At 72.9% G+C, this 22,775-nt stretch carries 17 protein-coding genes; 8 read left to right on the top strand and 9 right to left on the bottom strand.

Annotated features, from left to right (window positions below):
• Positions 1–2: 2 nt before the first annotated feature.
• The 3 genes from OG948_RS06310 to OG948_RS06300 all read right to left on the bottom strand — a co-directional run bounded on the left by OG948_RS06310 (position 3) and on the right by OG948_RS06300 (position 4,072).
• Entirely contained in the window at positions 3–1,235 is a 1,233-nt protein-coding gene (locus tag OG948_RS06310) for an ABC transporter permease (protein WP_406294488.1), read from the bottom strand.
• Between the two features lie 13 nt (positions 1,236–1,248).
• Positions 1,249–2,892 (bottom strand): ABC transporter ATP-binding protein, encoded by a 1,644-nt coding sequence (locus OG948_RS06305; RefSeq protein WP_406294487.1) that lies wholly within the window; start codon positions 2,890–2,892, stop codon positions 1,249–1,251.
• Between the two features lie 109 nt (positions 2,893–3,001).
• The gene (locus OG948_RS06300; RefSeq protein WP_406294485.1) at positions 3,002–4,072 is read right to left on the bottom strand and encodes a BMP family ABC transporter substrate-binding protein; all 1,071 of its coding nucleotides are present in this window, start codon (positions 4,070–4,072) and stop codon (positions 3,002–3,004) included.
• 661 nt (positions 4,073–4,733) lie between these two features.
• Here OG948_RS06300 and mtnA point away from each other — a divergent pair.
• Entirely contained in the window at positions 4,734–5,729 is a 996-nt protein-coding gene (mtnA, locus tag OG948_RS06295) for an S-methyl-5-thioribose-1-phosphate isomerase (RefSeq protein WP_406294483.1), read from the top strand.
• A gap of 103 nt (positions 5,730–5,832) precedes the next feature.
• On the opposite strand, the gene mtnB is transcribed toward mtnA, so the two are convergent.
• Together mtnB and OG948_RS06285 are read right to left on the bottom strand one after the other, a co-directional pair.
• Positions 5,833–6,480 (bottom strand): methylthioribulose 1-phosphate dehydratase, encoded by a 648-nt coding sequence (gene mtnB, locus OG948_RS06290; RefSeq protein ID WP_406294482.1) that lies wholly within the window; start codon positions 6,478–6,480, stop codon positions 5,833–5,835.
• 180 nt (positions 6,481–6,660) lie between these two features.
• On the bottom strand, positions 6,661–7,626 hold the full coding sequence (locus OG948_RS06285; protein WP_406294480.1) for a LysR family transcriptional regulator: 966 nt from the start codon (positions 7,624–7,626) through the stop codon (positions 6,661–6,663).
• 228 nt (positions 7,627–7,854) lie between these two features.
• Here OG948_RS06285 and snpA point away from each other — a divergent pair, with 228 nt between their 5' ends.
• From snpA to OG948_RS06270, 3 genes are all read left to right on the top strand, one after another.
• Entirely contained in the window at positions 7,855–8,526 is a 672-nt protein-coding gene (snpA, locus tag OG948_RS06280; protein ID WP_406294479.1) for a snapalysin, read from the top strand.
• Between the two features lie 548 nt (positions 8,527–9,074).
• Positions 9,075–9,494, top strand: a complete 420-nt coding sequence (locus tag OG948_RS06275; protein ID WP_406294477.1) for an NTP pyrophosphohydrolase — start codon at positions 9,075–9,077, stop codon at positions 9,492–9,494.
• A 146-nt stretch (positions 9,495–9,640) separates the two neighbouring features.
• Positions 9,641–10,096: a hypothetical protein gene (locus tag OG948_RS06270; RefSeq protein ID WP_406294475.1), complete on the top strand. Its 456-nt coding sequence runs from the start codon at positions 9,641–9,643 to the stop codon at positions 10,094–10,096.
• 35 nt (positions 10,097–10,131) lie between these two features.
• Here OG948_RS06270 and OG948_RS06265 read toward each other — a convergent pair whose 3' ends face one another.
• Positions 10,132–11,091, bottom strand: coding sequence for a hypothetical protein (locus OG948_RS06265; RefSeq protein WP_406294474.1), 960 nt, complete (start codon positions 11,089–11,091; stop codon positions 10,132–10,134).
• Positions 11,092–11,664: 573 nt separating this feature from the next.
• Between OG948_RS06265 and thpR the strand changes: the two genes are divergently transcribed.
• A complete protein-coding gene (gene thpR, locus OG948_RS06260; protein ID WP_406294472.1) occupies positions 11,665–12,252 on the top strand; it encodes an RNA 2',3'-cyclic phosphodiesterase in 588 nt (195 codons plus the stop codon).
• 403 nt (positions 12,253–12,655) lie between these two features.
• On the top strand, positions 12,656–13,993 hold the full coding sequence (locus OG948_RS06255; protein WP_406294470.1) for a sulfite oxidase: 1,338 nt from the start codon (positions 12,656–12,658) through the stop codon (positions 13,991–13,993).
• A 141-nt stretch (positions 13,994–14,134) separates the two neighbouring features.
• On the opposite strand, the gene OG948_RS06250 is transcribed toward OG948_RS06255, so the two are convergent.
• Positions 14,135–16,354: an NADP-dependent isocitrate dehydrogenase gene (locus tag OG948_RS06250; RefSeq protein ID WP_406294469.1), complete on the bottom strand. Its 2,220-nt coding sequence runs from the start codon at positions 16,352–16,354 to the stop codon at positions 14,135–14,137.
• Positions 16,355–16,454: 100 nt separating this feature from the next.
• Complete coding sequence (locus tag OG948_RS06245; RefSeq protein WP_406294468.1) at positions 16,455–17,681, bottom strand: PucR family transcriptional regulator; 1,227 nt, start codon at positions 17,679–17,681, stop codon at positions 16,455–16,457.
• Between the two features lie 265 nt (positions 17,682–17,946).
• On the opposite strand from OG948_RS06245, the gene OG948_RS06240 reads away from it, so the two are divergent.
• Positions 17,947–19,245 (top strand): NAD(P)/FAD-dependent oxidoreductase, encoded by a 1,299-nt coding sequence (locus OG948_RS06240; RefSeq protein ID WP_406294466.1) that lies wholly within the window; start codon positions 17,947–17,949, stop codon positions 19,243–19,245.
• Between the two features lie 259 nt (positions 19,246–19,504).
• Positions 19,505–21,502, top strand: coding sequence for a S9 family peptidase (locus tag OG948_RS06235; protein ID WP_406294464.1), 1,998 nt, complete (start codon positions 19,505–19,507; stop codon positions 21,500–21,502).
• Positions 21,503–21,716: 214 nt separating this feature from the next.
• On the opposite strand, the gene OG948_RS06230 is transcribed toward OG948_RS06235, so the two are convergent.
• Positions 21,717–22,766 (bottom strand): LLM class flavin-dependent oxidoreductase, encoded by a 1,050-nt coding sequence (locus tag OG948_RS06230; RefSeq protein WP_395873829.1) that lies wholly within the window; start codon positions 22,764–22,766, stop codon positions 21,717–21,719.
• Positions 22,767–22,775: the final 9 nt, after the last annotated feature.

Here is a 22,775-nt window from a genome sequence, read left to right as displayed (position 1 = left end):
GGTCAGTTACCTCCGTCGCCGCGCGCGGGAGCGAGCGGCCCGGCGACGCCGGTCTCGAGTACGCCGGTGTCGACCAGGCCGGTTTTGGCGTCGGGCGGTGGTGGATGGGCCTCGGCGTCGGGTCCTCGGCCGAGCCGGCGCAACCAACCGCCCTTGCGGAAGACGCCGCCGCGCACCGCGAGGAACAGGATCACCACGGCTTGGAGCACGGCGGTGAGCTGCTGCGGCACCGCGGTCTCCTGCTCCATGCCGAAGCCGCCGATGGTCAGCGCGGCGAAGAAGAAGCCGGCGGCCACCGTGCCCAGCGGGGACGCGGCGGCGAGCAGCGCGGCGAGCAGGCCGGTCCAGGTGTAGCCCGGCGTGGTCAGCGCGCCGTCGACCAGGCGGTACGGGAAGCCGAGCACGGCGATCGCGCCGACCAGCCCGGCCAGCGACCCGGAGGCGAACATCAGCCGCAGGGTCAGCCGGGACCGGTCCACCCCGGCGTAGCCGGCGAAGCGCGCGCCCAGGCCGGTCATCCGTACCTCGTAGCCGGCGGCGGTGCGGTGGTCGACCACGAAGTAGACCACCGCGGCCAGCACGATCAGCACGATGCCGACGCTGACCCCGGTGCCCGCGCCGGATCCGGCGGCGAACTCGGGCAGCTTGACGCCCTCCGGCAGCCGGTCGGTCTGCGGGATGCCGGAGCCCTTCTGGAGCAGCGGGAAGCGCACCATGTAGGACACGAACGACATCGCCGGGTAGCTCAGCAGCAGGCTGGAGACCAGCAGCGGCACGCCGCACCTGGTCTCCAGGACGGCGGCGAGCGCGGCCCACAGACCGCCCGCGAGCACGCCCGCGAGCAGCGCCAGGATCACGGTGATCACGTCGGGGAAGGGCGAGTACAGGCCCACCGAGGCGGCGGCCAGGCCGCCCAGCACGAGTTGGCCGTCGCCGCCGAGGTTGACCAGGCCCGCGCGCAGCGGGATGGCCAGCGCCAGCGCCATGCCGACGATGGGGATGCACTCGCCGAGCGTGTCGCCGATGCCCTCGGAGCCGAACGCCCCGGTGAGCACCGAGCCGTACGCGGTCAGCGGGTCGGCGCCGGTGCCGGCCAGGATGATCGCGCCCAGGATCAGCGCGGCCACGATGGACACGGTGACCGGGGAGAACACCACGCCGCGCACGCGCAGCGCCAGGTGCGCGAGTGGACCGGATGGGCGCTCGGCGGCCGTACCGGCCTTGCTGGCAGTCATATCTGATAACCCGTCAGGCCTGGTGGGCGGTGGTCGGTGCGGTGGCCTGCCGGCCGTCGTCGTCGCCGTCGCTGTCGACATCGGCGTGCGTCGCGGCGTCGGCGGTGGCGCGGGTGGCGGTGCCGCCGGCCATGGCCAGGCCGATCGTGTGCACGTCGGCCTCGGCGCGCGAAAGTTCGGCGACGATCCGGCCCTCGTACATGACCAGGACGCGATCCGAGAGCGCGAGGATCTCGCTCAATTCGGCGGAGACCAGCAGGATGCCGTGGCCGGCGTCGCGATACTCGATCAACCGCGCGTGGATGTTCTCGATCGAGCCGATGTCCACGCCGCGGGTGGGCTGCTCGACCAGGAGCAGCGGCGCGTCGTGGGTGATCTCCCGGCCGAGGATGGCCTTTTGCTGGTTGCCGCCGGACAGCGTGCCGATGGTGACGGCGGAGGACGCGGCCTTGACCCCGAAGCGCTCGATCACGCGCGCGGCGTGCTCGCGGATCGCCGTGCGCCGCAGGAAGCCGCCGCGGCCGGCCAGCGGCGGGCTGCGGTGGAAGCCCATCGCGAGGTTGTCGGCCAGCGAGGCGTCGCGTGCGGCGCCGACCGTGGCCCGGTCCTCGGGTACGTAGGCCAGGCCCGCTTGGCGCCGGTGCTGCACCGAGGCGTCCTTGACGTCGTGGCCGGCCACGAGCACCCGGCCCGCGCTGCTCGGGCGCAACCCGGCCAGCGCCTCGACCAGTTCGCTCTGTCCGTTGCCGGCCACGCCCGCGACGCCGACGATCTCGCCCGCGCGCACGGTCAGCGACACGTCCTCGACCAGCGGCTTGGCGCCACGTCCGGCGGAGACGGTCAGGCCCCGCACGTCGAGCACCTCGGCGGCGGGGGCGCCCGCCGGGTGGGTGCGGTCCAGGTCGATCCGGCGGCCGGTCATCGCCAGCGCGATCTCGGCCGGGGTGGTCTCGGCGGTGGCGAGCCGGGCGGTGACCCGGCCGTCGCGCAGCACGGTGACCCGGTCGCTGACCGCCATCACCTCGCCGAGTTTGTGGGTGACCAGCAGGATGGTGCGCCCGGAGCGGGCCAGTCCGCGGATCACCTCGAGCAGCCGGTCCGCCTCGGCCGGGGTGAGCACGGCGGTGGGCTCGTCCAGGATCAGCACCCGCGCGTCGCGGTAGAGCAGCTTGAGGATCTCCACCCGCTGCTGGACGCCGACCGGCAGGTCCGCGACGCGCGCGTCGGGTGGGACGTGCAGACCGTGCGTCTCGACCAGCGCGGCGACCCGGGCGCGCGCCGCGGCGCGGTCGACCAGGCCGCGCCGGGTGGGCTCGCTGCCGTAGACCACGTTCTCCGTGACGGTCAGCGAGGGAAAGAGCTTGAAACCCTGGTGGACCATGCCCAGTCCGGCCGCGATGGCCTGCACGGGCGAACCGAAGGAATGCTCGCTGCCGCGCAGCAGGATGTGGCCGGCGTCCGGTCGTTGCAGGCCGTACAGGATCGACATCAGGGTCGACTTGCCCGCGCCGTTCTCGCCCATGACCGCGTGGATCTCGCCGCGTTCGACCCGCAGGTCGACCCGGTCGTTGGCCAGCACGCCCGGAAAACGCCGGACGATGCCGCGCATCTCGACCTCGGCGATGGCACCGGGGGCGGCGGCGTGCTGATCGTTCATCGGGCGTATCTCCGGTGGGAAGGGGGCGAGGCCGGGCGGGGTGGTCGCCGGTGTCGGGTCCGTGAACCCGACACCGGCGAACCGCGGGCAGTCCGCGACTGCTCGGCGACTACTTGGCGGCGGCCGGGTCGGCCACGGTGATCGTGCCGCCGACGATCTGGTCGCGCAGGCCCAGCACGGTCTTGAGCACGTCCGGGTGCTGGGCGATCAGGCACTGCGAGGTCTCCAGGCCGGGCTCCATGCCGGTGAGCGTGATGCCGCCCTCCTTGAGGCCGTACGAGGTGACGCCGCCGGGCTTGCCGCCGACGATCTGGTCGACGCCCTGGGCGACCGCGATGTCGGTGCGCTTGATCACGTTGTCCACGACCGTGCCCGGCGCCGCGGAGCACTGGTTGACGTCGACGCCGTACGCCTGGACGCCGGCCGCCTTGGCCGCGTTGAACACGCCCAGGTTGCCCGCGGCGGAGGCGGCGCCCATGATCTGGTCGACGTCCTTGGCCTTGAGCGACGCGGTCTGCTCGCTGGCCCGGGCCGGGTCGTTGAACGGCTTCTGGCCGCCGACGAACAACTGGGTGAAGGCGCTCGCCGGGTTGGTCTGCTTGGCGCCCGCGCCGAACGGGTCGGAGAACCGGCGGATCTGCGGGCTGTCCAGCGCGACCACCGCGCCGACCTTGCCGCTCTTGGTCAACAGGCCCGCCTCGGCGCCCGCGAGGAAGGTGCCCTCGTGCTCGCGGAAGGTCGCGCAGGTGATGTTCGGGTACGGCTTGGTGGTGCACGAGTCGACGAACAGGAACTGCTGCTTCGGGTTGGCCTCGGCCTGCTGGGCCAGCACGTCGGCGAACTCGAAGCCGACGGCGACCACGACGGCGGGCTTCTGGCGGACCGCGGCCTCGACGTTCTGCTGGATCGCGCTGGTGTCCTTGCTCTCCAGCACGGTCGCGCTGCCGCCGGCCTTGCGGGCCGCGTTCTGCGCGCCGGTGGCGGCGAGCTTGAGGAAGTCGTTGACGCCGATCGGTTCGGGCGTCACCAACACGATGTTCTTCGCCGAGTCGCCGCCCGTGCCGCCGGCGGCCGGGGACTTGTCCTTGTCGGCGGAGGCGTTGCACGCGGTGGCGGCCAGCGCGGTGCCGACGACGACGGCGGCCACGGTCAGGCGGTGACGGGTGGTGATGCGGTACATGAGCGTCCTTGGGAGGAGTGTCGACCCCGGCGGGGCGGTGCGGAATCGGCGGTTCGGGGACGGGAACCTCGCGGTCCCGCGGGTCTCGGCGCCGGACGGCGCCGCGGCTCTTCGGGGTGGCGACGGGTTCGCGTGTCGCGATCGGCGTTCGGGCGATCGATCGGCGGGCGATCGATCAGTACAGGCGCCGACAACAGCGGCCGGTGCGGCGGACACAGACGCCGCGTACACCGCGCTTGTCGAGCGGAAGCGGCGGACGGTCACACGCCATGGAGCGGCCGCGGCACTCGATACGTACGTCATGACGCCACGCTTCGGCCACAGCCTGCTCCCTTCCGATCACACCAGTTCGGGTCTCGATGTGATCATCACATCCGACTGGTTTCGGGGGGAGGTTAGCACCCTCACCAGGCACTTCCTGCTCTTGTTCACAGTGTGGACAGATTGTCCACGATGTGAACATTGGGTTACCGGATCGACACGCGGTCGTCCCGGATGCCGGGCGGGAGTCGGGACCGGGCCGGCCCGCCACGTAGCATCCGTAGTGCCGAGGTACGCGCTCGCTCCCACCCGTGGCGTGCCGGCGGGCCGTTGCCCTCGCCCGCCCGCGCGGTCGCCGCCCGCGCCCGGCGCTCGACCACCCGCCCGGAAAGGACCCCCGATGGCCTCCGAGATACGCTCGCTCGCCTGGCACGGCACCGGCCTGCGCCTGCTCGACCAGACCGCGTTGCCGCAGCGGATCGTGCACCTGGACATCACCGACGTGGACGCGCTGATCGACGCGATCCGCCGGCTCGCGGTGCGCGGCGCGCCGGCACTGGGCGCGGCCGGCGCGTTCGGCGTCGCGGTGGCCATGCGGCAGGCCGAACGCGAGGGCTGGGACGCGGACCGACTGGCCGCCGAGGTCGCCCGGATCCGGGACGCCCGGCCCACCGCGGTCAACCTGGCCGGCGGCGTGGACCGGGTGTTGCCGTTCGCGGCCAAGGGTGTGGAGGCGGTGCTCGCCGAGGCCGAGGCGGTGGTCCGCGAGGACGTCGAGGCCAACCACGCGATCGGCCGGCACGGCGCGGACTGGATTCTGTCCCGGGTCGAGCGCCGGCCGCTGCGCGTACTGACCCACTGCAACACCGGCTCATTGGCCACCGCCGGGTGGGGGACCGCGCTGGGGATCATCCGCGAACTGCACGCGCGCGGCGTCCTGGAGTTGGTCTATGTCGACGAGACGCGCCCGCTGCTCCAGGGATCGCGGTTGACCGCCTGGGAGTTGGACCAGGAGGGCATCGCGCACCTGGTCCAGCCGGACGGCGCGGCGGCGAGCACCATCCTGCGCGGCCTGGCGGACGTCGCGGTGATCGGCGCGGACCGGATCGCCGCCAACGGCGACACCGCGAACAAGATCGGCTCGGTCGGCGTCGCGCTGGCCTGCGCCGACGCGGGCATCCCGTTCGTGGTCGCGGCGCCGCTGACCACGTTCGACGACGCGACCGCGCACGGCGACGAGATCACCATCGAGGAGCGCCCCGAGTCCGAGGTGCTGGAGGTGGCCGGCGTCCGGGTCGCCCCGGCCGGCTCGCGTGCGTTCAACCCGGCCTTCGACGTCACTCCGGCTCGGCTGATCAGCGCGATCGTCAACGAGAGGGGCGTACGCGAGTACTGAGCCGCGGCGCGCGGGGCCGGGGCCACGAGCGGATCGTGGTTCCGGCCCCGCGCGTTTTTCGTCGTGCGGGTCCCTGCGGGTCCGGGGGTGCCGCGGGTCGGGCTCAGCCCTCGGCGACGCGGTAGTCGAGGAGCCATTCGACGATCTCGACGTGGTGCCGGGCCTGGATCGGGTCCGCGCCCCAGACGTACATCCCGTGCGAGGCGACCACGACGGCCGGCACGCCCGGGATCAGCGCGGCCTCGAGCCGGTCGCCGAGTTCGGTCATGTCCTGGCTGTTGGCGATCACCGGGATGGTGACCGTCTCGTCGTGCGCGGAGCGGCCGATGCCCTTGAGCATCTCCAGGTCGCGCACCTCGATCCCGGCCGGCCAGCGCCGACCCGCGCGCACGGCGGACACGGTGTGCACGTGGAAGACCGCGTTCGCGCCGGTCAACGCGACCACCCGGGCGTGCAGCCCGGCCTCGGCGGACGGCCGACGCGGCGGCGTGCTCGCCTCCTCCGGGACCGGTACGCCGGCCGCGTCCACCACGACCAGGTCGTCCGGCGCCAACTCGCCCTTGTCCAGGCCCGAAGCGGTGACCGCGAGCCGCAGTGGATCGCGCGAGAGCACCACGGACAGGTTCCCGGAGGTGCCGCGCATCCAGCCGAGCCCGGCGAAGCGCGCCGCCTCCCGCGCGAGGGTGGCGCCGGCGTCCGCGCGCACGGGGGCCGGGACCGAGGCGGGGCTGCCGGCGTCGGGGGTCGTCATGGGGGTTCCTCACTGTTCACGGTCCGGACGTTCCGGCTCACAGTGTGGTCGAACCGGTAGTTCGGGCCATCATTTCACCCACGCCGAGGCGCGCCCGGATCGGCACCGGCGCGAGTGGCCGTGTGGCCGGCCGTGCGAGCGCCTCCGGGCCGGGCTCTGCCCGCGGCGCGGTGACCGGTCCTACGCGTCGTAGCGCAGGATCGGGCTGTCCTCGCGCAGCAGCCGTTGTCGGTAGGCCACCGCGAGCCACGCGGCCTCGCGGTAGGCGGCCTCCAACTCGTGATAGACGGTGTCGATCAGGGCCGGAGCGGGACCGTTGTCGGTGCGGAAGGCCAGGAACAGCCGCACCGCGAGCGGATCGCCGGCCAGCGGACGCACCGCCATGTCCGGTCGGGGCCGCGACGTGGGCTGGCACGGGGTGACCACCTCGCCGATCGCGACCAGGGACGCTGCCGTGAGGTAATCGCCGTGCAGGATCCGGGGGTTGATGCCCGCGTCGGTCAACACCTCGCGCAGGCCCTCCCATTCGCCGTCCACGCTCGGGTCGACCATCCACTGGTCGTCGGCCAGTTCGGCGAGCTTGACCTCGGACTCGGCGGCGGCCGGATGGTCCGGGGACATCGCGATGAACTGCGGTTCCCGCTCGACCAGGACGCGGCGTCGCACACCGTCCGGGACGCGCAGCGGGAAGCCCTCGACCTCGTGCACGAACGCGACGTCGAGCTGGCCGGCGGCGACCATCCCGAGCAGCGTGCTCGCGGACACGTCCACCCGCAAATAGGTGTCCGTGGTGGGCAGTCGCAGCCGCAACCGGCGCAACCAGTCGGCGATCACCCGGTTGGCGGTACCGCCGATCCGCAGGTGCGGACCGGCGGTTCGGACCGCCTCGGCCTGGGTGTCGATGACCAGCGCGCTCATCTCGGCCATGATGGGTCGGGCTCGATGCAGCATCGTGAGCCCCAGTGGAGTGGGTCGGCTGCCGGTCCGGTCGCGGACGAACAACGGTGCGCCCAGAGCGTTTTCGATTCGTCTGAGCTGTGCGGTCAGGGACGGCTGGGTCATGCCGAGCAACCGGGCCGCGGCGTGCAGGCTGCCGGTGTCGCCGATGGCACACAGTGCGCGGAGGTGCCTCACCTCGAGCTCCATGATGCGGAGGATAGGACGCACCACCGAGGTCGTACCAGACACCTGTGCGCGCGGGATCGGCGGGGGAGCGTGAATCTTGCGTAACACGATGCGTGAATGTGCGGTGACGGTACGGGAACGGGTGGTGATACGACCGTGCTATCGCCGATTGTCATCATCCGGGCCGGACCGGGCTCCCGTGAGACTCGTTGCGCACCGAACAGGTCTTCGGCACCCAAGGAGCCCCCCATGTCCCCAGTGCGTCCCCGGAATCCCCGTAAGACCATCGTCACCGCCATGGTCGGCCTCGGCCTCGCCGCCGGACTGATCGCCGCGCCCGCTGCGGCGGCCGGCACCGACGGAGTCGCGGCCCCCCTCCGCGCCTCCGCGCACTACACCTCCGCCCAGGAGGACCAGGCGCAGAACCAGGCCTTCCTCGACGCGGTGATGAAGTCCGTGGCGGCCAAGCGTGCCGCGGCGCCGAACTCGGCGGCGGCGGTCACGGTCGTGTACAGCACCGCGAACGCCCCCAGCTTCCGCACCCAGATCGCCCGGTCCGCGCAGATCTGGAACAGCTCGGTCACCAACGTCCGCCTCCAGGAGGGCAGCAACCCCGACTTCCGGTACTACGAGGGCAACGACTCGCGAGGTTCCTACGCGAGCACCGACGGCCACGGCAACGGCTACATCTTCCTCGACTACCGACAGAACCAGCAGTACAACTCGACCCGGGTCACCGCCCACGAGACCGGACACGTGCTCGGTCTGCCGGACCACTACTCGGGTCCGTGCAGCGAACTGATGTCCGGTGGCGGCCCCGGCACGTCCTGCACCAACCCGAACCCGAACGCCGCGGAACGCGCGCGAGTGAACCAGCTCTGGCGCAACGGCCTCGTGGCGTTCTCCGCCGCGGCCTCCTGACCCGATCCGGCGACGCGCACCCGGACACTCCGGGCTCCCCTGCGCGTCACCTCGTCCCCTGATCCGGCACCCGACCACCGCCCCCCGCGGTGGCCGGGTGCCGTTCCATGCCTGGGGCGCGGAGCCCTTTGCTCCGCCGGGTCCCTCGGCGAAGCCGACGCCCTCGCCGTCCTCAAACGCCGGACGGGCTGGGGAGGTTCGGCCCCTTTGCGCGAGCCGCGGCCTCCGGTGGCGGCCCTCGGTCGTGCGGATCCGGTGGGACCGGGCGGCCTGTTGCGGCTTTGTCCTCAAACGCCGGACGGGCTGGGGAGGTTCGGACGGGCCGGGTGCTCCGCGCCGCGTCCCGCCTCGCCCCGTCCCGTCCCGCGCCGCGCCGCGCCGCCCAGCCTCGTGCCGACCCGCAGCCCGCCCCGCGCCGCGTTCCCGTCCCGCTGACTCGCGCCGTGTTCCCGCCCCGCTGCTGCGTTCCGCTGTCCCGCGCGCTGTGTCGTTGTCGGTTGTTGCCGTGTCGGGGCCGGTTTGGGGGTGGGGGTGGGCAGGATGGGGGGATGGGTGGTGCTGCGGTGGCGTTGGTGGTGGTGGATGGGGCGAATGTGGTGGGGTCGGTGCCGGATGGGTGGTGGCGGGATCGGCACGGGGCCACCGAGCGGTTGCGGGACGCGTTGGTGGGGATGGCGGAGGCGGGGTTGCCGGGTGGCGGCTCCGTGCCGGAGTGGGCGCGGCGCGGGCCGTTGGACGTGGTCCTGGTGGTCGAGGGCGCGGCCCGCGGAGTCGCCGAGGTGCCCGGCGTACGGGTCGTGCGGGCCTCGGGCAGCGGAGACGACCGCATCGTCGAGTTCGTCGCGGCCGAGCACGCGAGAACGCCCGCGCGTCGTTGTCTCGTGGTGACCGCCGACCGCGGCCTGCGGGAGAGGGTGCGCGCGTTCGCCGCCGAGGTGACCGGTTCCCGGGCGGTGCGTCCGGGCTGATCGCGCCGCCGGGATTCGGGCTCGCCGCGAAGGGCGGATATCGTGAGGTACGGCGGCCCCGCCCACGCGGGTCCGACGTCCCGAGGTCCCGTCCGCGCCGCCGGCCGTACCCGACACCCGATCCGTGGGCAATCGCCGGAGGAAGCATGACCACCAACCGAGTCCGCAAGGGCGTGATCCGAGGCCGGATGGCCGCCTCCGGCGAGTCGTACGTCGTCGCCGCCCGGCGGATGACCGTCCCGCGCGGGTCCAAGGCCCCCGACGCCCGGACCGCCGCGGCGCTGGCCACCCGCTACTGGGAGCCCGCCGAGAGCCTCGACCTGCCCTGTCCGTGCGGCGGCACCTGCGCTCCCGGTGAGCGCTGCACCCGTTGCCACGCGACCTACCGGCACGCCGCCCGGATCCCCGGCAGCGACACCGACGTCGAGCTCTGGCAGGACCGGTACGACTGCACCGGCTGCGCGAACACCTATTCCTTCACGGTGACCCTCCCGGACCGGCCCTGGGGCACCGCGCAGACCGTGCCGCAGCGCGGCGGCCGGGAACCGATCGTCCGGATCAAGCCGTTCGAGGGCATCGGACACCCGAACCTGCCCGCCTGACCGGGCCGTTGATCAGCGCGAGGCCCGCCCGGGGCTCAGGGCTTCTTGCGCTCCGGTACGAGCTCCAACCGGAAGCGCTGGTCGGCCGTGCCCGCGCAGCCGGCCTGTGCGGCCTCGGCCCCGGGTGAGATCTCGGCGGGGCCGCCGAGGATCCCCACGCACAGGCCGCTGTGCACCGGGCGGAGCCGAAAGAGCCCGGGCAGGAGCGGGTCGGCCGGTTCGATCAGAAAGCGCTCGTTGGCGGCACCTGTGCAGTTGCCGGGGCTGAGCAGCGCGCCCGGGGTCAGCAACGCCTCGTCCACGCGCAGGCAGCCGATGCCCTCCACCGGGTGGTGCCACTCGATCTGGTAGACGTCCGGGGCCAGTGCCTTGAGGTAGGTGTCCGGCACCAGACCCGCACACGGGCGTTGCACGGCCAACGGCCGGTCGGTGCGCCCGTTGCGCTCGGGGCCCTCGCCCAGGCACAGCGACTCGTCGGCGATCTGGCCGGGCTTGACCAGGTAGTGCCCGTCGGCGAGGCGGGAAACGTCCTTGTCGTCGGAGTAGTGGCGGATGGTGAGGACCGTGCCGATCGCGATCAGTACGAGGATCACGCCGATCAAGATCGGCACCGCGGCGCGGCGACGCCACCACGATGCCGGCGGCGGTTCGCCCGCCGACCCGGCGGCCGACTCGGGCGGTTCGGCCACCCGGCGTTCGGGGACGCGCCCCGCCGCGAGATTCTCACGGACCGTGATCCAACGCGCGGCGGCGTCGGCGTCCAGCCCGCAGGCGAACACCAGCGCCTCGACCAGATCGGCCCTGGGCAACGTACTGCGACCGAGCGCCGCGGCCACCGTGCTGGCGGGCAGTACATGCCCGGACGCCTCGGCCTTGGCCGCCAGTTGACGGTACGTCAGCGCCGACCACTCGCGCAGGGCACGTAACGCGGCCACGTACTCCGCCGCCGTGGTCGCGTTGTCCGGTTGTGGAGCGCTGTCGTCACGCCGTGTCACGAGTCTCCCGTTTCCTCAGATCGATACACACTCGCCGTAGCTGATGCGGCACCCATCGTGCCGGCAGTTCGGCGGGCCGGGGAGTCCCAGAAAAGCGAAAATCCGGACCCGAATCGATCGATTCGGGGGAGCGGCCGCAGCCGGTCCCCGACGATCCTCGGATCGGTGTTCGGTCCGGACCCCTGTCCCGTCCCGTTCGAAACGTGTTCCGGTCGGGGCCGTGACCAGCCGGGACACGCGGTCGCCGTCCGGGACACGCGGATCACCTTCCCGGCGGCCGCTCCGGACCCGCAGTGTCGAACCCGTTCGCCGGGCCCGGCCCGCCGGTGAACGGGGGCGGCGGGCCGGAGGCGTGCGAGCGCCGGCGCGTCCGGGTCGCGCGTGACCGACGGTGGGTTCGTCGGATGTACGGGCAAGCGCGCGACCCGGGGCGGCAGGACTGCGGAGCGGAATCGCACGCGGTGCCTCGGGCCGCGCAGGACCGCCGGGGTGCGGGCGCGTCCCGACGGAGTTTTCGACCGTGTCGGTGGGCCGGCGCGCGGTGGTCGGCGGTGATGCGGTACGAAATCACCTGTGATCGACGACGCCCCGACGCCGCCCAGGACCGTACGACTGTTCGTGGCGCTCGCCCCGCCGGACGATGCCAAGGACGAACTGGCCCGGGCGCTGCGGCCGGTGTACGCCGCGCATCCGCGGCTGCGCTGGAACCGGATCGAGGACTGGCACATCACCCTCGCCTTTCTCGGCGAGGTGGCCCTGGACGTGGTCGAGGCCCTGCGCGCGCCGCTGGCCGAGGTCGCCGCCTCGACCCGGCCGGTCGAGCTGGAACTGCGCGGCGCCGGGCAGTTCGACGAGCGGGTCCTGTGGAGCGACGTGCGCGGCGACCTGGCGGCGCTGCACACGCTGGCCGACGCGGTTCGCGGCGTGGTCCGGGCAGGCGGCGTCGTGTCGGCGGACCGGCCGCTGCGCGCGCACCTGACCCTGGCCCGGGCCCGTCGGGACAACCCCGACGGCATCGGGGCCGCCGCCCGCGAGCTGGAGGACTTCCTCGGCCGCCGCTGGTCCGCGCGGCGACTGCACCTGGTCGGCAGCAACTTCGGCCGGGGCCCGGGCCCGATCCACTACCGCGACGTGGACGCCTGGCCGCTGGCCGGCCGCTGAGCCCAGCCTCCCGGCCGCCGCGCCCATCGCCTCGGCGGCCGATACCCGGGTGCGCGCCGGGAGCCGACGGCGCGCTCGGCCGCCCGCCTCGGTCGCCGCGCGAATCGCTCCGGTTCTCCACCCGGCCGGCACGGGCGCGGCGCTGCGCGGCGACCCCCGAACCGAACCGGAGGGACGAGCCCGGGAGCGGTCGACTGTCGGCGCTCCATCGACGGCTCGCGGTCGGGTCCTCTAGCATCGCGCTGTGATCCTCAGCCACCGCCGCACCGGCGAGAACGCGCCTTCGCGCGTCGCCGTGCCGCGCCGTCGCTGTTGTTGATCCGACCTTCTCCGCGCAATCGACGCACCGCCGCGCCCGTATGCCCGCGCCCCTCCCGACGTCCCCTCAGCAGAGGAAGCCACGATGACACCGATCAGCGAAGTCTCTTACGACCGACACCGGTTGCGGCAGTGGATCGGCGGCTCCGCCCGCGCCGACGGGGTGCCCAGACGCGACCTGCTCAAGCTGCTCGGCGCGGCGGGCGTCCTCACCGTGCTGCCCGCGGGCACCGCGTACGCGGCCGACCCGACCGCTTCCACCGCCCCTACCGACACGAGCCGCACGCCCGCGCCGGCCGCGCCGCCCGCCGCCCGAAGTGCCGTCGCGGCCCCGGGGATCGTCAAGCCGCTGCCGCCCGAGCTGTTCACCATCCGGGGCACCAACGCGGAGACCAACTTCCACGCGTTGCGCGGGAGCGGCTATCACACCCCCGTCGACCGGTTCTTCGTGCGCAACCACACCTCGACCCCGCAACTGTCCGCGCGGGACTGGCGGTTGCGGTTGTGGGGGAGCGGGTTGCGCGGATCCGCGGACCAGGCCCACGCGATCGAACTCGATCTGGCCGACCTGCGCCGACTGCCGGCACACACCCATTCGGCCACCATCGAGTGCGCCGGCAACGGCCGCAGCTTCTATACCTCGCAACAGGGCGAGTCGGTGGCCGGTACCGCCTGGACGCTCGGCGCGATCGGCATGGCCCGGTGGCGCGGCGCGCGGCTGTCGGACGTACTGCGCCGCGCGGGTCTGCGCCGCGAGGCGGTGGACGTGTTGCCGCGGGGACTGGACGAGGAATACGTCACCGGCGGCGTCAACCTGGGCCGGGTCCGCCGGCCGTTGCCGTTGGCCAAGGCGCTCGACGACGTGCTGCTCGCGTACGAGATGAACGGTGAGCCGCTGACCGCCGATCACGGCGCGCCGGTGCGGGTGGTCGTGCCGTCGTGGGTGGGCATCTCCTCGATCAAGTGGGTCGGCGACATCGAGGTCTCCGCGCAGCCGCTCTACTCGCCGTGGAACACCGACTTCTACCGGCTGTTCGGCCCCGCCCACCCCGAGGGCGGCAGCGCGCCGCTGACCCGACAGACCCTCAAGAGCGCCTTCGAACTGCCCACCGGTGCCCACTTCGCGCCACGCGTCACGCACCGCCTGGACGGCCGCTCCTGGTCCGGCGCGGGCGGCGTACGCCGGGTGGACGTCAGCACGGACGGCGGCGCGACCTGGCGCCGCGCGCGGCTGCGGGACCAGCCGCGTCGGGACGGCTGGGTGCGCTGGAGCGTGGACTGGCATCCCACCACCCCCGGCCCGACGGAACTGCTCGCCCGGGCGAGCGACACCTCGGGGCGGGCCCAGCCCGATCGTTCGACGTTCAACACCCAGGGCTACTTCTTCGACGCGGTCGTGCGCCACCCGGTGACCGTCGACTGAGCATCGGGCCGGCCACTCCCGGCGCGGGAAACGCCGAACCGCCCCGGCCGGGCGCAATGCCGGTCGGGGCGGTTCGAGGGTGTCGGCCCGGGTTCGCGGGGATCGGGTCGACCTCGGGGAGGTCGGCCCGCCCCGAACGGGTCAGCCCAGCGAGGCGATGGCCTCGTTGAAGGTGGCCGACGGGCGCATCACGGCCGACGCCTTGGCCGGGTCGGGACGGTAGTAGCCGCCGATGTCGGCGGGCGAGCCCTGTACCGCGATCAGTTCGGCGACGATCGTCTCCTGCTGCTCGGTCAGCGTCCGGGCCAGGCCCGCGAACGCCTCGGCGAGCGCCGCGTCCTCGGTCTGCGCGGCCAACTCCTGTGCCCAGTACAGCGCCAGGAAGAAGTGGCTGCCCCGGTTGTCGATGCCACCGAGCCGACGGCTGGGCGACTTGTCGTTGTCCAGGAAGGTGCCGGTGGCGCGGTCGAGCGTGTCGGCCAGCACCTGGGCACGGGCGTTGCCCACGGACTGCGCGAGGTGCTCGAAGCTGACCGCGAGCGCGAGGAACTCGCCCAGGCTGTCCCAGCGCAGGTAGTTCTCCTTGACCAACTGCTGCACGTGCTTGGGCGCCGAGCCGCCGGCGCCGGTCTCGAACAGGCCGCCGCCGTCCATCAGCGGGACGACCGAGAGCATCTTCGCGCTCGTGCCCAGCTCCAGGATCGGGAACAGGTCGGTGAGGTAGTCGCGCAGCACGTTGCCGGTCACCGAGATGGTGTCCTCGCCGCGACGGATGCGCTCCAGCGAGAACGCGGTCGCCTCGACCGGCGACATGATCTCGATGGTCAGGCCCTCGGTGTCGTGCTCGGGCAGGTACGCGCGGACCTTCGCGATCAGGTTCGCGTCGTGCGCGCGGCCCTCGTCGAGCCAGAACACCGCCGGGCTGCCGGTCGCGCGGGCGCGGGTGACGGCCAGCTTGACCCAGTCCTTGATCGGCGCGTCCTTGGTCTGGCACATCCGGAAGATGTCACCGGCGCCGACGACCTGCTCCAGGACCGCGGTGCCCGCGCCGTCGACGACCCGCACGGTGCCCGCGGTGGGGATCTCGAAGGTCTTGTCGTGGCTGCCGTACTCCTCGGCCTTCTGCGCCATCAGACCGACGTTGGGCACCGAGCCCATCGTGGCCGGGTCGTAGGCGCCGTTCTTGCGGCAGTCGTCGATGACGACCTGGTACACGCCGGCGTAGCTGCTGTCCGGCAGCACGGCCAGGGTGTCGGCCTCCTTGCCGTCCGCGCCCCACATGTGACCGGAGGTACGGATCATGGCCGGCATCGAGGCGTCCACGATCACATCGCTGGGCACGTGCAGATTGGTGATGCCCCGGTCGGAGTCGACCATCGCCAGCGCCGGGCCGGAGGCCAGCTCGGCGTCGAAGGACGCCTTGATCTTCGCGCCGTCCGGAAGCGACTCGAGACCCTTGAGGATCGCGCCGAGACCGTCGTTGGGGCTCAGACCGGCCGCCGCGAGCGCGTCGCCGTGCTCGGCGAAGGTCTGCGGGAAGTAGGCGCGGACCGCGTGGCCGAAGATGATCGGGTCGGAGACCTTCATCATGGTGGCCTTCAGGTGCACCGACAGCAGCACACCCTCGGCCTTGGCCCGGGCCACCTGCGCGGCGAGGAACTCGCGCAGCGCCGCCGCGCGCATCACCGAGGCGTCCACGACCTCGCCCGCGAGCACCGGTACCGACTCGCGCAGCACGGTGGTGGTGCCGTCCTCGGCCACCAGTTCGATGCGCAGCGAGCCCGGCTCGGCGATCACGGCGGACTTCTCGGTGGAGCGGAAGTCGTCGGCGACCATGTGCGCGACGTTGGTCTTCGAGTCGGCCGTCCACACGCCCATGCGGTGCGGATGCGCCCGGACGTAGTTCTTGACCGACGCGGGGGCGCGGCGGTCCGAGTTGCCCTCGCGCAGGACCGGGTTGACCGCGCTGCCCAGGGTCTTGCCGTAGCGCGCCCGGACGTCCTTCTCCTCGTCGGTCTTCGGGTCGTCCGGGTAGTCCGGAAGCGCGTAGCCCTGCTCGCGAAGCTCGGCGATGGCCGCCTTGAGCTGCGGGATCGAGGCCGAGACGTTCGGCAGCTTGATGATGTTGGCCTCGGGCGTCCTGGCCAGGTCACCGAGCTCGGCGAGCGCGTCCTCGAGCCGCTGGTCCGCCTTCAGGTGGTCGGGGAAGTGGGCGATGATCCGCCCGGCCAGGGAGATGTCACGGGTCTCCACCTTGACCCCGGCCGTCGCCGCGTACGCCTGGACCACGGGCAGGAACGAATACGTCGCCAGGGCCGGGGCCTCGTCGGTGTGCGTATAGATGATGGTCGGGTCAGTCACAGGATGCTCCGCTCCATGTCCGCAACATTGCTCGACATCAAGATATCTTGCGGTGGAACCCTTCGCGTCCCGCCCCCCGCCCGTCCCGGCAACCACGGGGTCACTCGGCGTCGGGTCGGTCCGGACCGGCCAGGGCGCGGAGTTTGAGGCCCAGATGCAGGGTCAGCCGGTCGTCGCCGTGATCCAGCCGGCAGCCGGTGAGCGCCTCGATCCGACGCAGCCGGTGGTACAACGTCGCCCGGTGCACGCACAACAACGCGGCGGTGCGCCGCACGTCGCCGGCGTGGTCGAGGAACGCGGCCAGCGTCGGCAGCAGCACTCCGTGACCGTCCGCCCGCTCCAGCGCGACCAGGGCCGGCACCCGAGCCGCCGCGCGCAGCTCCGCCGCGGGCAGCCGCAGAAGCAGGTCGTAGGGCCCCAACGCACCACTGCGGGCGATATCGCCCAGACCGGGCACCAGCAGCGTCGCGCGCACGGCCAGCAGCGCCTGCCGGTACGAATCCGGCACCAGGTCGAGGCGATCCACCGGTGCGCCGACCCCCACCACCACCCGCCCGGCGCCGTGGGTCAGCCCCCGGAACCTGGTGGTGATCCGCGCACCGAGCACGTCCGGCAGCTCCGCCGCCGCGGCGGCCGGCGGCACCAGCAGGATCCAGGCCCGCGAGCGCTGGGCGACCATCAGCCGGCCCCGCTCCGGGAGCGCCCGCAGGCCGTCCTCGACCGCCGCCGCCAGCGCGACCTCGCGCGAGCCGTCCGTCGCGCCCGGCTCGTCGACGCACTGCGCCGCGATCACCCGGAACGGGCCGGCCTCCTCGGTGAACACCTGCTCGGCCCGCAGATCCGCGGCGGCCTGGAGCCGACCGGCCGGATCGGACCCGACCAGCTCGCGCAGGATCGCCTCGTGCCGGGCCTTGACCCGCTCGCGCAACAACAACCGCCGGTACAGCACGACGCCGGCCCGTTCGGCCGCCGCCTCGGCCAGGGCGAACTGCGCCTCGGTCGCGGGCGGCGCGTCGTCGATCAACCACAGGTAGCCCAGCAGCAGCCCGTCGCAGCGGATCGGCGCACACCAGCGCGGCCGAGTGCCCGCGACATCGATCAGCACCCGGCCCGGTCGGGTCCAACCGGCGATTCCCTGGGCCAGTACCCGGTCGGCGATCTCGGGCAGCACCGACCGGTTCAGCACCGAGGCCACCCGGACCGCGTCCTCGTCGCCGAAGTGTCGACTGGCGGCCAACAACCGGATGCCCGCGTCGTCGATCGCCACGGACCGCTGCAGGCGCTCGGAGAGCTCGTCGACCAGGGATTGCAGATCGTCGTCACCCATCGAACCTCCTCCGTGCGCGCCGCGTGGTCGACGGCCGGGCCGCAGTACGCCCCGCTTGGAGCACGGGCCGGGCCGCGACCACGCCCCGCCCGGAGCGCGGACCGGGTCCGGGGCGCGACGATCGTCGCATCGAGCGACCAGGATCCGCGACGTTGGTCGACTGCCCCGGAGCGGGCCGCCGGTCAGACTGGACTGGTGACACGGACCGGGACGACCCACCGGGCACCCGTCCGTGTGCCGCCGCATCGCCAGGGAGGAAACCCGGATGAACACGGACGTCGTGGTGGTCGGAGCAGGGGTGATCGGCGCGTCGATCGCGCTCGAACTGGCCAGAGCCGGACGGCGGGTGCTCGTGGTGGACAAGGCCGGCGGGGTCGGCCTGGGCTCCACCGGCGCCTCCAGCGCCGTCATCCGGTTCAACTTCTCCACGCACGCCGGGGTGGCCGCGTCGTGGGAGGCGCAGTTCTGCTGGCGCGCCTGGCGCGAGCACCTGGGTTGCGACGTCGAGGACCCGGTCCGCTTCGAACGCAGCGGCCTGGCCCTGCTCGACGTGGACGCGGCGCCGCGCGGTGCCTACCTGCCGCTGTTCGACGCGGTCGGAGTTCCCTACGAGGAGTGGGACGCCGACACCCTGGCGGCCAGGATCCCGGGTCTGGACACCGGGCGGTACGGGCCGCCCAAGCGCCTGGACGACGAGGACTTCTGGGCGGAGCCGGCCGGCACGCTCGGTGCGGTCTTCACGCCCGACGCGGGCTACATCAGCGATCCGCAACTGGCCGCGCAGAACCTGGCCGCGGCGGCGACGCGCTTCGGCGCCGAGTTCCGGTTCCGGCGGACCGTCGTCGCGGTGCGGTCGACCGGCGGCCGGGTGGTCGGCGTGACCTTGGACGACGGCACGGCGGTGGCCTGCCCGACCGTGGTCAACGCGGCCGGGCCGTGGTCCGGCCGGGTCAACGAACTGGCCGGAGTGGGCGCCGACTTCACCATCGGTGTGCGGCCGATGCGGCAGGAGGTCGGATACCTGCGGGCACCCGCCGGCTACAACCCGGAGGGGGCGGCCGGGGTCACCGTGGCGGATCTGGACCTGGGCGTGTATCTGCGCGGCGAGGTCGACGGCGGACTGCTCGTGGGCGGCACCGAGCCGGAGTGCGACCCGCTCCAGTGGCTCGACGACCCCGACGCCGCCAACCCGAACCCGACGCCGGACGTCTTCGAGGCACAGGTGACCCGCGCGGCCCGGCGGCTGACCGGGCTGACCGTGCCCAACCGGCCGCGCGGCATCGCCGGGGTGTACGACGTCGCCGACGACTGGACGCCGATCTACGACCGCACCGACCTGGACGGCTTCTATGTGGCGATGGGCACCAGCGGCAACCAGTTCAAGAACGCGCCGCTGGTGGGGCAGTTGATGGCAGCCCTGATCGAGGGCGTGGAGAGCGGGATCGATCACGACACGAAACCGGTGCGATTCGTCGGCGTACACACCGGCGAGCCGATCGACCTGGGCGCGTTCTCCCGCCGGCGCAGCGTCAACACGGCCAACTCCGGGACGGTGTTCGGCTGATGCCCTCGCGCCGTCGGTAATCGGCACGTCGTCGTGCCTTGCGTATCGCCTTCGCACCGCACTCCTGAGCGCCTTCCCACCGCATTCCTCATCGCCTTCCCACCGTGCTCCTCATCGCTTCCGCATCGCACTCCTCATCGCTCTTCCGATTGCGTTCCGCATCGCTTTCCGGCGGTCGCCCGGTGGGTGTTCGCCGACTCCCCGTCGGAACACCCTCGGACGGCAGCCGGGCGACCGTCGGGCGCTTCCGAACCACCGAATGGAGATTGTGTTGACTCCCGAGTACTTCGACGCCGTCGAACAGCACTTCCGGCGGCTGCACGAGCCCGCGTTCGGCGCGGCGCACGCGGCGGCCGACCCGAGCATCCGGCCGGACGGGACGTCGGTCGCCTTCACCGGTTCCGTGTTCACCGAGCTGGTGGGTCTCGCGGTCACCCGGGTATGTCTGGCCGAGGCGACCGGAGTTCGCATCCTGACCGAGGGCGCCGGCAGCCAACGCATGCCCCGGTTCTCGCCGGACGGGACACTGCTCGCCCACCTCTCGGACGCCGAGCGCCCGGGCGACTTCCAACTCGACGTGCTCGACGCGGCTTCGGGGGCGAGCGTGTGGCGGCCCCGGGTGCCCGGCATGGTGGAATACCTGAGCTGGGCGCCGGACGGTTCCGCGCTGCTGCTCGGCGTGGCCGCCTACGGCGCCGACCTCGCGGGCGGTCAGGGCTCCGGGACGGCCGCGGCCGGGCCCGGCGAGGTGCCCGACTGGGCGCCCGAGGTCGACGCGAACTCGCCCGAGGGCGGCGGACGTTCGGCCTGGATAGCGGAGTTCGCCGACGAGCCCGGAAGCCGGGTCGTGCGGCAGGTGAGCGGGGCCGGGACGAACGTGTGGGAGGCGTGCTGGGCGGGTCCCGACGCGCTGGTCTGCGTGACGAGCCCGCAGGCGGGCGAGGAGGCCTGGTACACCGCCGACCTGCGGTGGATCGCCCGGGCCGACGGCAGGCAGACCGTACTGCGCACCGGTGAGCGGCAGTTCGGGGTACCGTCCGGGTCGCCGTCGGGCCGCGCGGTGGCCGTGGTGGAGGCGTTGTGCTCCGATCGCCAGGTGGTCGCCGGGGACCTGGTGCTGCTCGCGGTGGATGGCACCGGGGCGGCGACGGACGAGGTGCGGATCGACACGAACGGCGTGGACGTCACCTCGACCGGCTGGCTCGACGAGGACCGGCTCGGGTGGGCCGGCATAGCCGGGCTGGACACGGTGGTCGGCGAGTACGACCGCACCTGTGGCAAGGTCACCGAACTCTGGCGCGGCACCGAGACCTTCGGTGGCCGCTATCCCGAACTCTCCTTCTCCGCGCACGGGCACGCCGGAGTGCGGCACGGCTACGACCGATTCCCGGAACTGGCGCTGGTGGAACGGCAATCGGTGCGCACGATCGCGTCACTGAGCCATCCGGGCGCGGACCACGTGAGCGAGCGGGCGGGCATCGCCGAGGCGGTGAGCTGGACCGCCCCCGACGGCCTGGAGATCCAGGGGATCCTGTGCCGACCGGCGGGCCCGGGACCGTATCCGCTGGTGACCCACCTGCACGGCGGCCCGGTCTGGTGCTTCCGGAACAGTTGGTCGCTGGCCTTCCAGGGCACGCCGTTGCTGGTGAGTCGGGGATACGCGGTGCTGCACCCCAATCCGCGCGGGAGTTCCGGACGCGGACAGCGGTTCGTCGAGGGGGTTTTCGGCGACATGGGCGGGGCGGACACCCGGGACATCCTGTCCGGGATCGACGCGATGGTCGCCCGGGGCATCGCCGATCCGGATCGCCTCGGCGTGATGGGCGGTTCGTACGGCGGGTTCATGTCGGCGTGGCTGATCACCCAGGACGCGCGGTTCGCGGCGGCGGCGCCGATCGCCCCGGTCACCGACTGGATCTCGCAGCACCACACCTCCAACATCCCGCACTTCGACCGGATCTTCCTGGCCGACGAACCACTCTCGTTCACCGGCCGCTACGTCGAGCGCAGCCCGCTGCGCTTCGCGGCGAGCGTGCGTACGCCCACCCTGGTGACGGCGGGGGCGCTGGACCGCTGCACGCCCGCCGGGCAGGCCCGGGAGTTCCATCGCGCGCTGGTGGAGGCGGGCGTGGAGTCGACGCTCGTGGTGTATCCCCGGGAGGGCCACGGGGTGCGCGCCTTCCCGGCCGTGATCGACCACTGCGCCCGGCTGCTGGCCTGGTTCGACAAGCACATGGCCCCCGGTCCGGCGGCCTGAGACCCGCACGCGCGCCGGACCGGGGTTGGTGCCCGCCCGCTCACGGGGATGGAGGCGGGCGGGCACGGTGCGCCCGACGGCCGGGGTCGGGCCGTCGAGCGGTCTGGGGTATCGCTGCCCCGCCGCCGGCGAGGCAACCGGGTTCGCGGGCCGATTCGCCGGCCGGCCGGCGAATGGGGCGACCGGCGAATCGGCGGGTCGGCGCGTCGGCGCGTCAGCGCGTCAGCGAGTCGGCCGAGTGCGCCGAGGGCACCAGTCCGGTCGCCTCGGCGAGGATCTCGAACGAGCGGATGCGGTCGTCGACGCCGTGCACCAGGGTCAGCGCCATGAGTTCGTCGGCGCCGGTGCGGTCGACGAACGCGTCGATCTTGGCGGCGATGTCGTGCCGTCCGCCGACCAGGTGCGCCGCTATCCGCTGGCGGACGAACTCCCGCTCCTCCCGGCTGTATTCGAAGGCCTCGGCATACTCCGGGCTGGGGTAGGGCCCGGTGATCCCGCTGGTGCGCTGGAGCAGCGACGACAGCCCCATCGGTCCGGCCAGCCACTCCGCCCGCTCCTGCGTCTCGGCGACGATCACGATGGCCGCGACGATGGCGTAGGGGTGGTCCAGGTCGGCCGACGGACGGAAGTTCTCCCGGTAGGTGGCCAACGCCGGAATGGTGTTCTCCGCGCTGAAGTGGTGCGCGAACGCGAACGGCAGGCCGAGCATGCCGGCCATCCGGGCGCTGGAGGGGCTCGAGCCGAGCATCCAGATCGGCGGCCGGTTGCCCTCCGCCGGGATCGCGCTGACCGGGGAGATCGGGCCGCCGTGTGCGGGCGACTCGAAGTAGTCCAGGAGTTCGGCGAAGCGCTGCGGGAAGTCGTCACCGGGGTCGGAACTGCGGCGCAGCGCCCGGGCGGTGATCGGATCGGTGCCCGAGGCCCGGCCGATGCCCAGGTCGATCCGGTCGGGGTGCAGCGCCTCCAGGGTGCCGAACTGCTCGGCGACCACCAGCGGAGCGTGGTTGGGCAACATCACCCCGCCCGAACCCACCCGCAACCGCGAGGTGGCGGCGGCGATCCGACCGATCATCAACGGCGGCGAGCAACTCGCGATGTTGGGCGCGTTGTGGTGTTCGGCCATCCAGTAGCGCAGATACCCGAGTCGGTCCACGCTCTGCGCGATCCGAACGGTGTCGCGCAGAGCCTGGGCGGCCGAGGCACCGCTCGCCACGGGTGCGAAGTCCAGCACCGACAGGGGAAGTCGACTGCTTGTGTCCGTCATGCGGGAAGT

The sequence above is a fragment of the Embleya sp. NBC_00888 genome (genome assembly GCF_045207655.1).
In the GTDB taxonomy this organism is placed as follows: Bacteria; Actinomycetota; Actinomycetes; order Streptomycetales; family Streptomycetaceae; genus Embleya.
Note: the sequence above shows the minus strand (reverse complement) of the source record. Positions and strands in the feature narration are given on the sequence as shown.

Coding starts and splice junctions, on each gene's coding strand:
- OG948_RS06240 (WP_406294466.1), top strand. CDS start 17,947: ATGAACACGGACGTCGTGGTGGTCGGAGCAGGGGTGATCGGCGCGTCG.
- OG948_RS06230 (WP_395873829.1), bottom strand. CDS start 22,766: ATGACGGACACAAGCAGTCGACTTCCCCTGTCGGTGCTGGACTTCGCA.
- OG948_RS06285 (WP_406294480.1), bottom strand. CDS start 7,626: ATGGAGCTCGAGGTGAGGCACCTCCGCGCACTGTGTGCCATCGGCGAC.
- OG948_RS06300 (WP_406294485.1), bottom strand. CDS start 4,072: ATGTACCGCATCACCACCCGTCACCGCCTGACCGTGGCCGCCGTCGTC.
- mtnA (WP_406294483.1), top strand. CDS start 4,734: ATGGCCTCCGAGATACGCTCGCTCGCCTGGCACGGCACCGGCCTGCGC.
- OG948_RS06235 (WP_406294464.1), top strand. CDS start 19,505: ATGGAGATTGTGTTGACTCCCGAGTACTTCGACGCCGTCGAACAGCAC.
- mtnB (WP_406294482.1), bottom strand. CDS start 6,480: ATGACGACCCCCGACGCCGGCAGCCCCGCCTCGGTCCCGGCCCCCGTG.
- OG948_RS06255 (WP_406294470.1), top strand. CDS start 12,656: ATGACACCGATCAGCGAAGTCTCTTACGACCGACACCGGTTGCGGCAG.
- OG948_RS06310 (WP_406294488.1), bottom strand. CDS start 1,235: ATGACTGCCAGCAAGGCCGGTACGGCCGCCGAGCGCCCATCCGGTCCA.
- snpA (WP_406294479.1), top strand. CDS start 7,855: ATGTCCCCAGTGCGTCCCCGGAATCCCCGTAAGACCATCGTCACCGCC.
- OG948_RS06245 (WP_406294468.1), bottom strand. CDS start 17,681: ATGGGTGACGACGATCTGCAATCCCTGGTCGACGAGCTCTCCGAGCGC.
- OG948_RS06275 (WP_406294477.1), top strand. CDS start 9,075: ATGGGTGGTGCTGCGGTGGCGTTGGTGGTGGTGGATGGGGCGAATGTG.
- OG948_RS06270 (WP_406294475.1), top strand. CDS start 9,641: ATGACCACCAACCGAGTCCGCAAGGGCGTGATCCGAGGCCGGATGGCC.
- OG948_RS06305 (WP_406294487.1), bottom strand. CDS start 2,892: ATGAACGATCAGCACGCCGCCGCCCCCGGTGCCATCGCCGAGGTCGAG.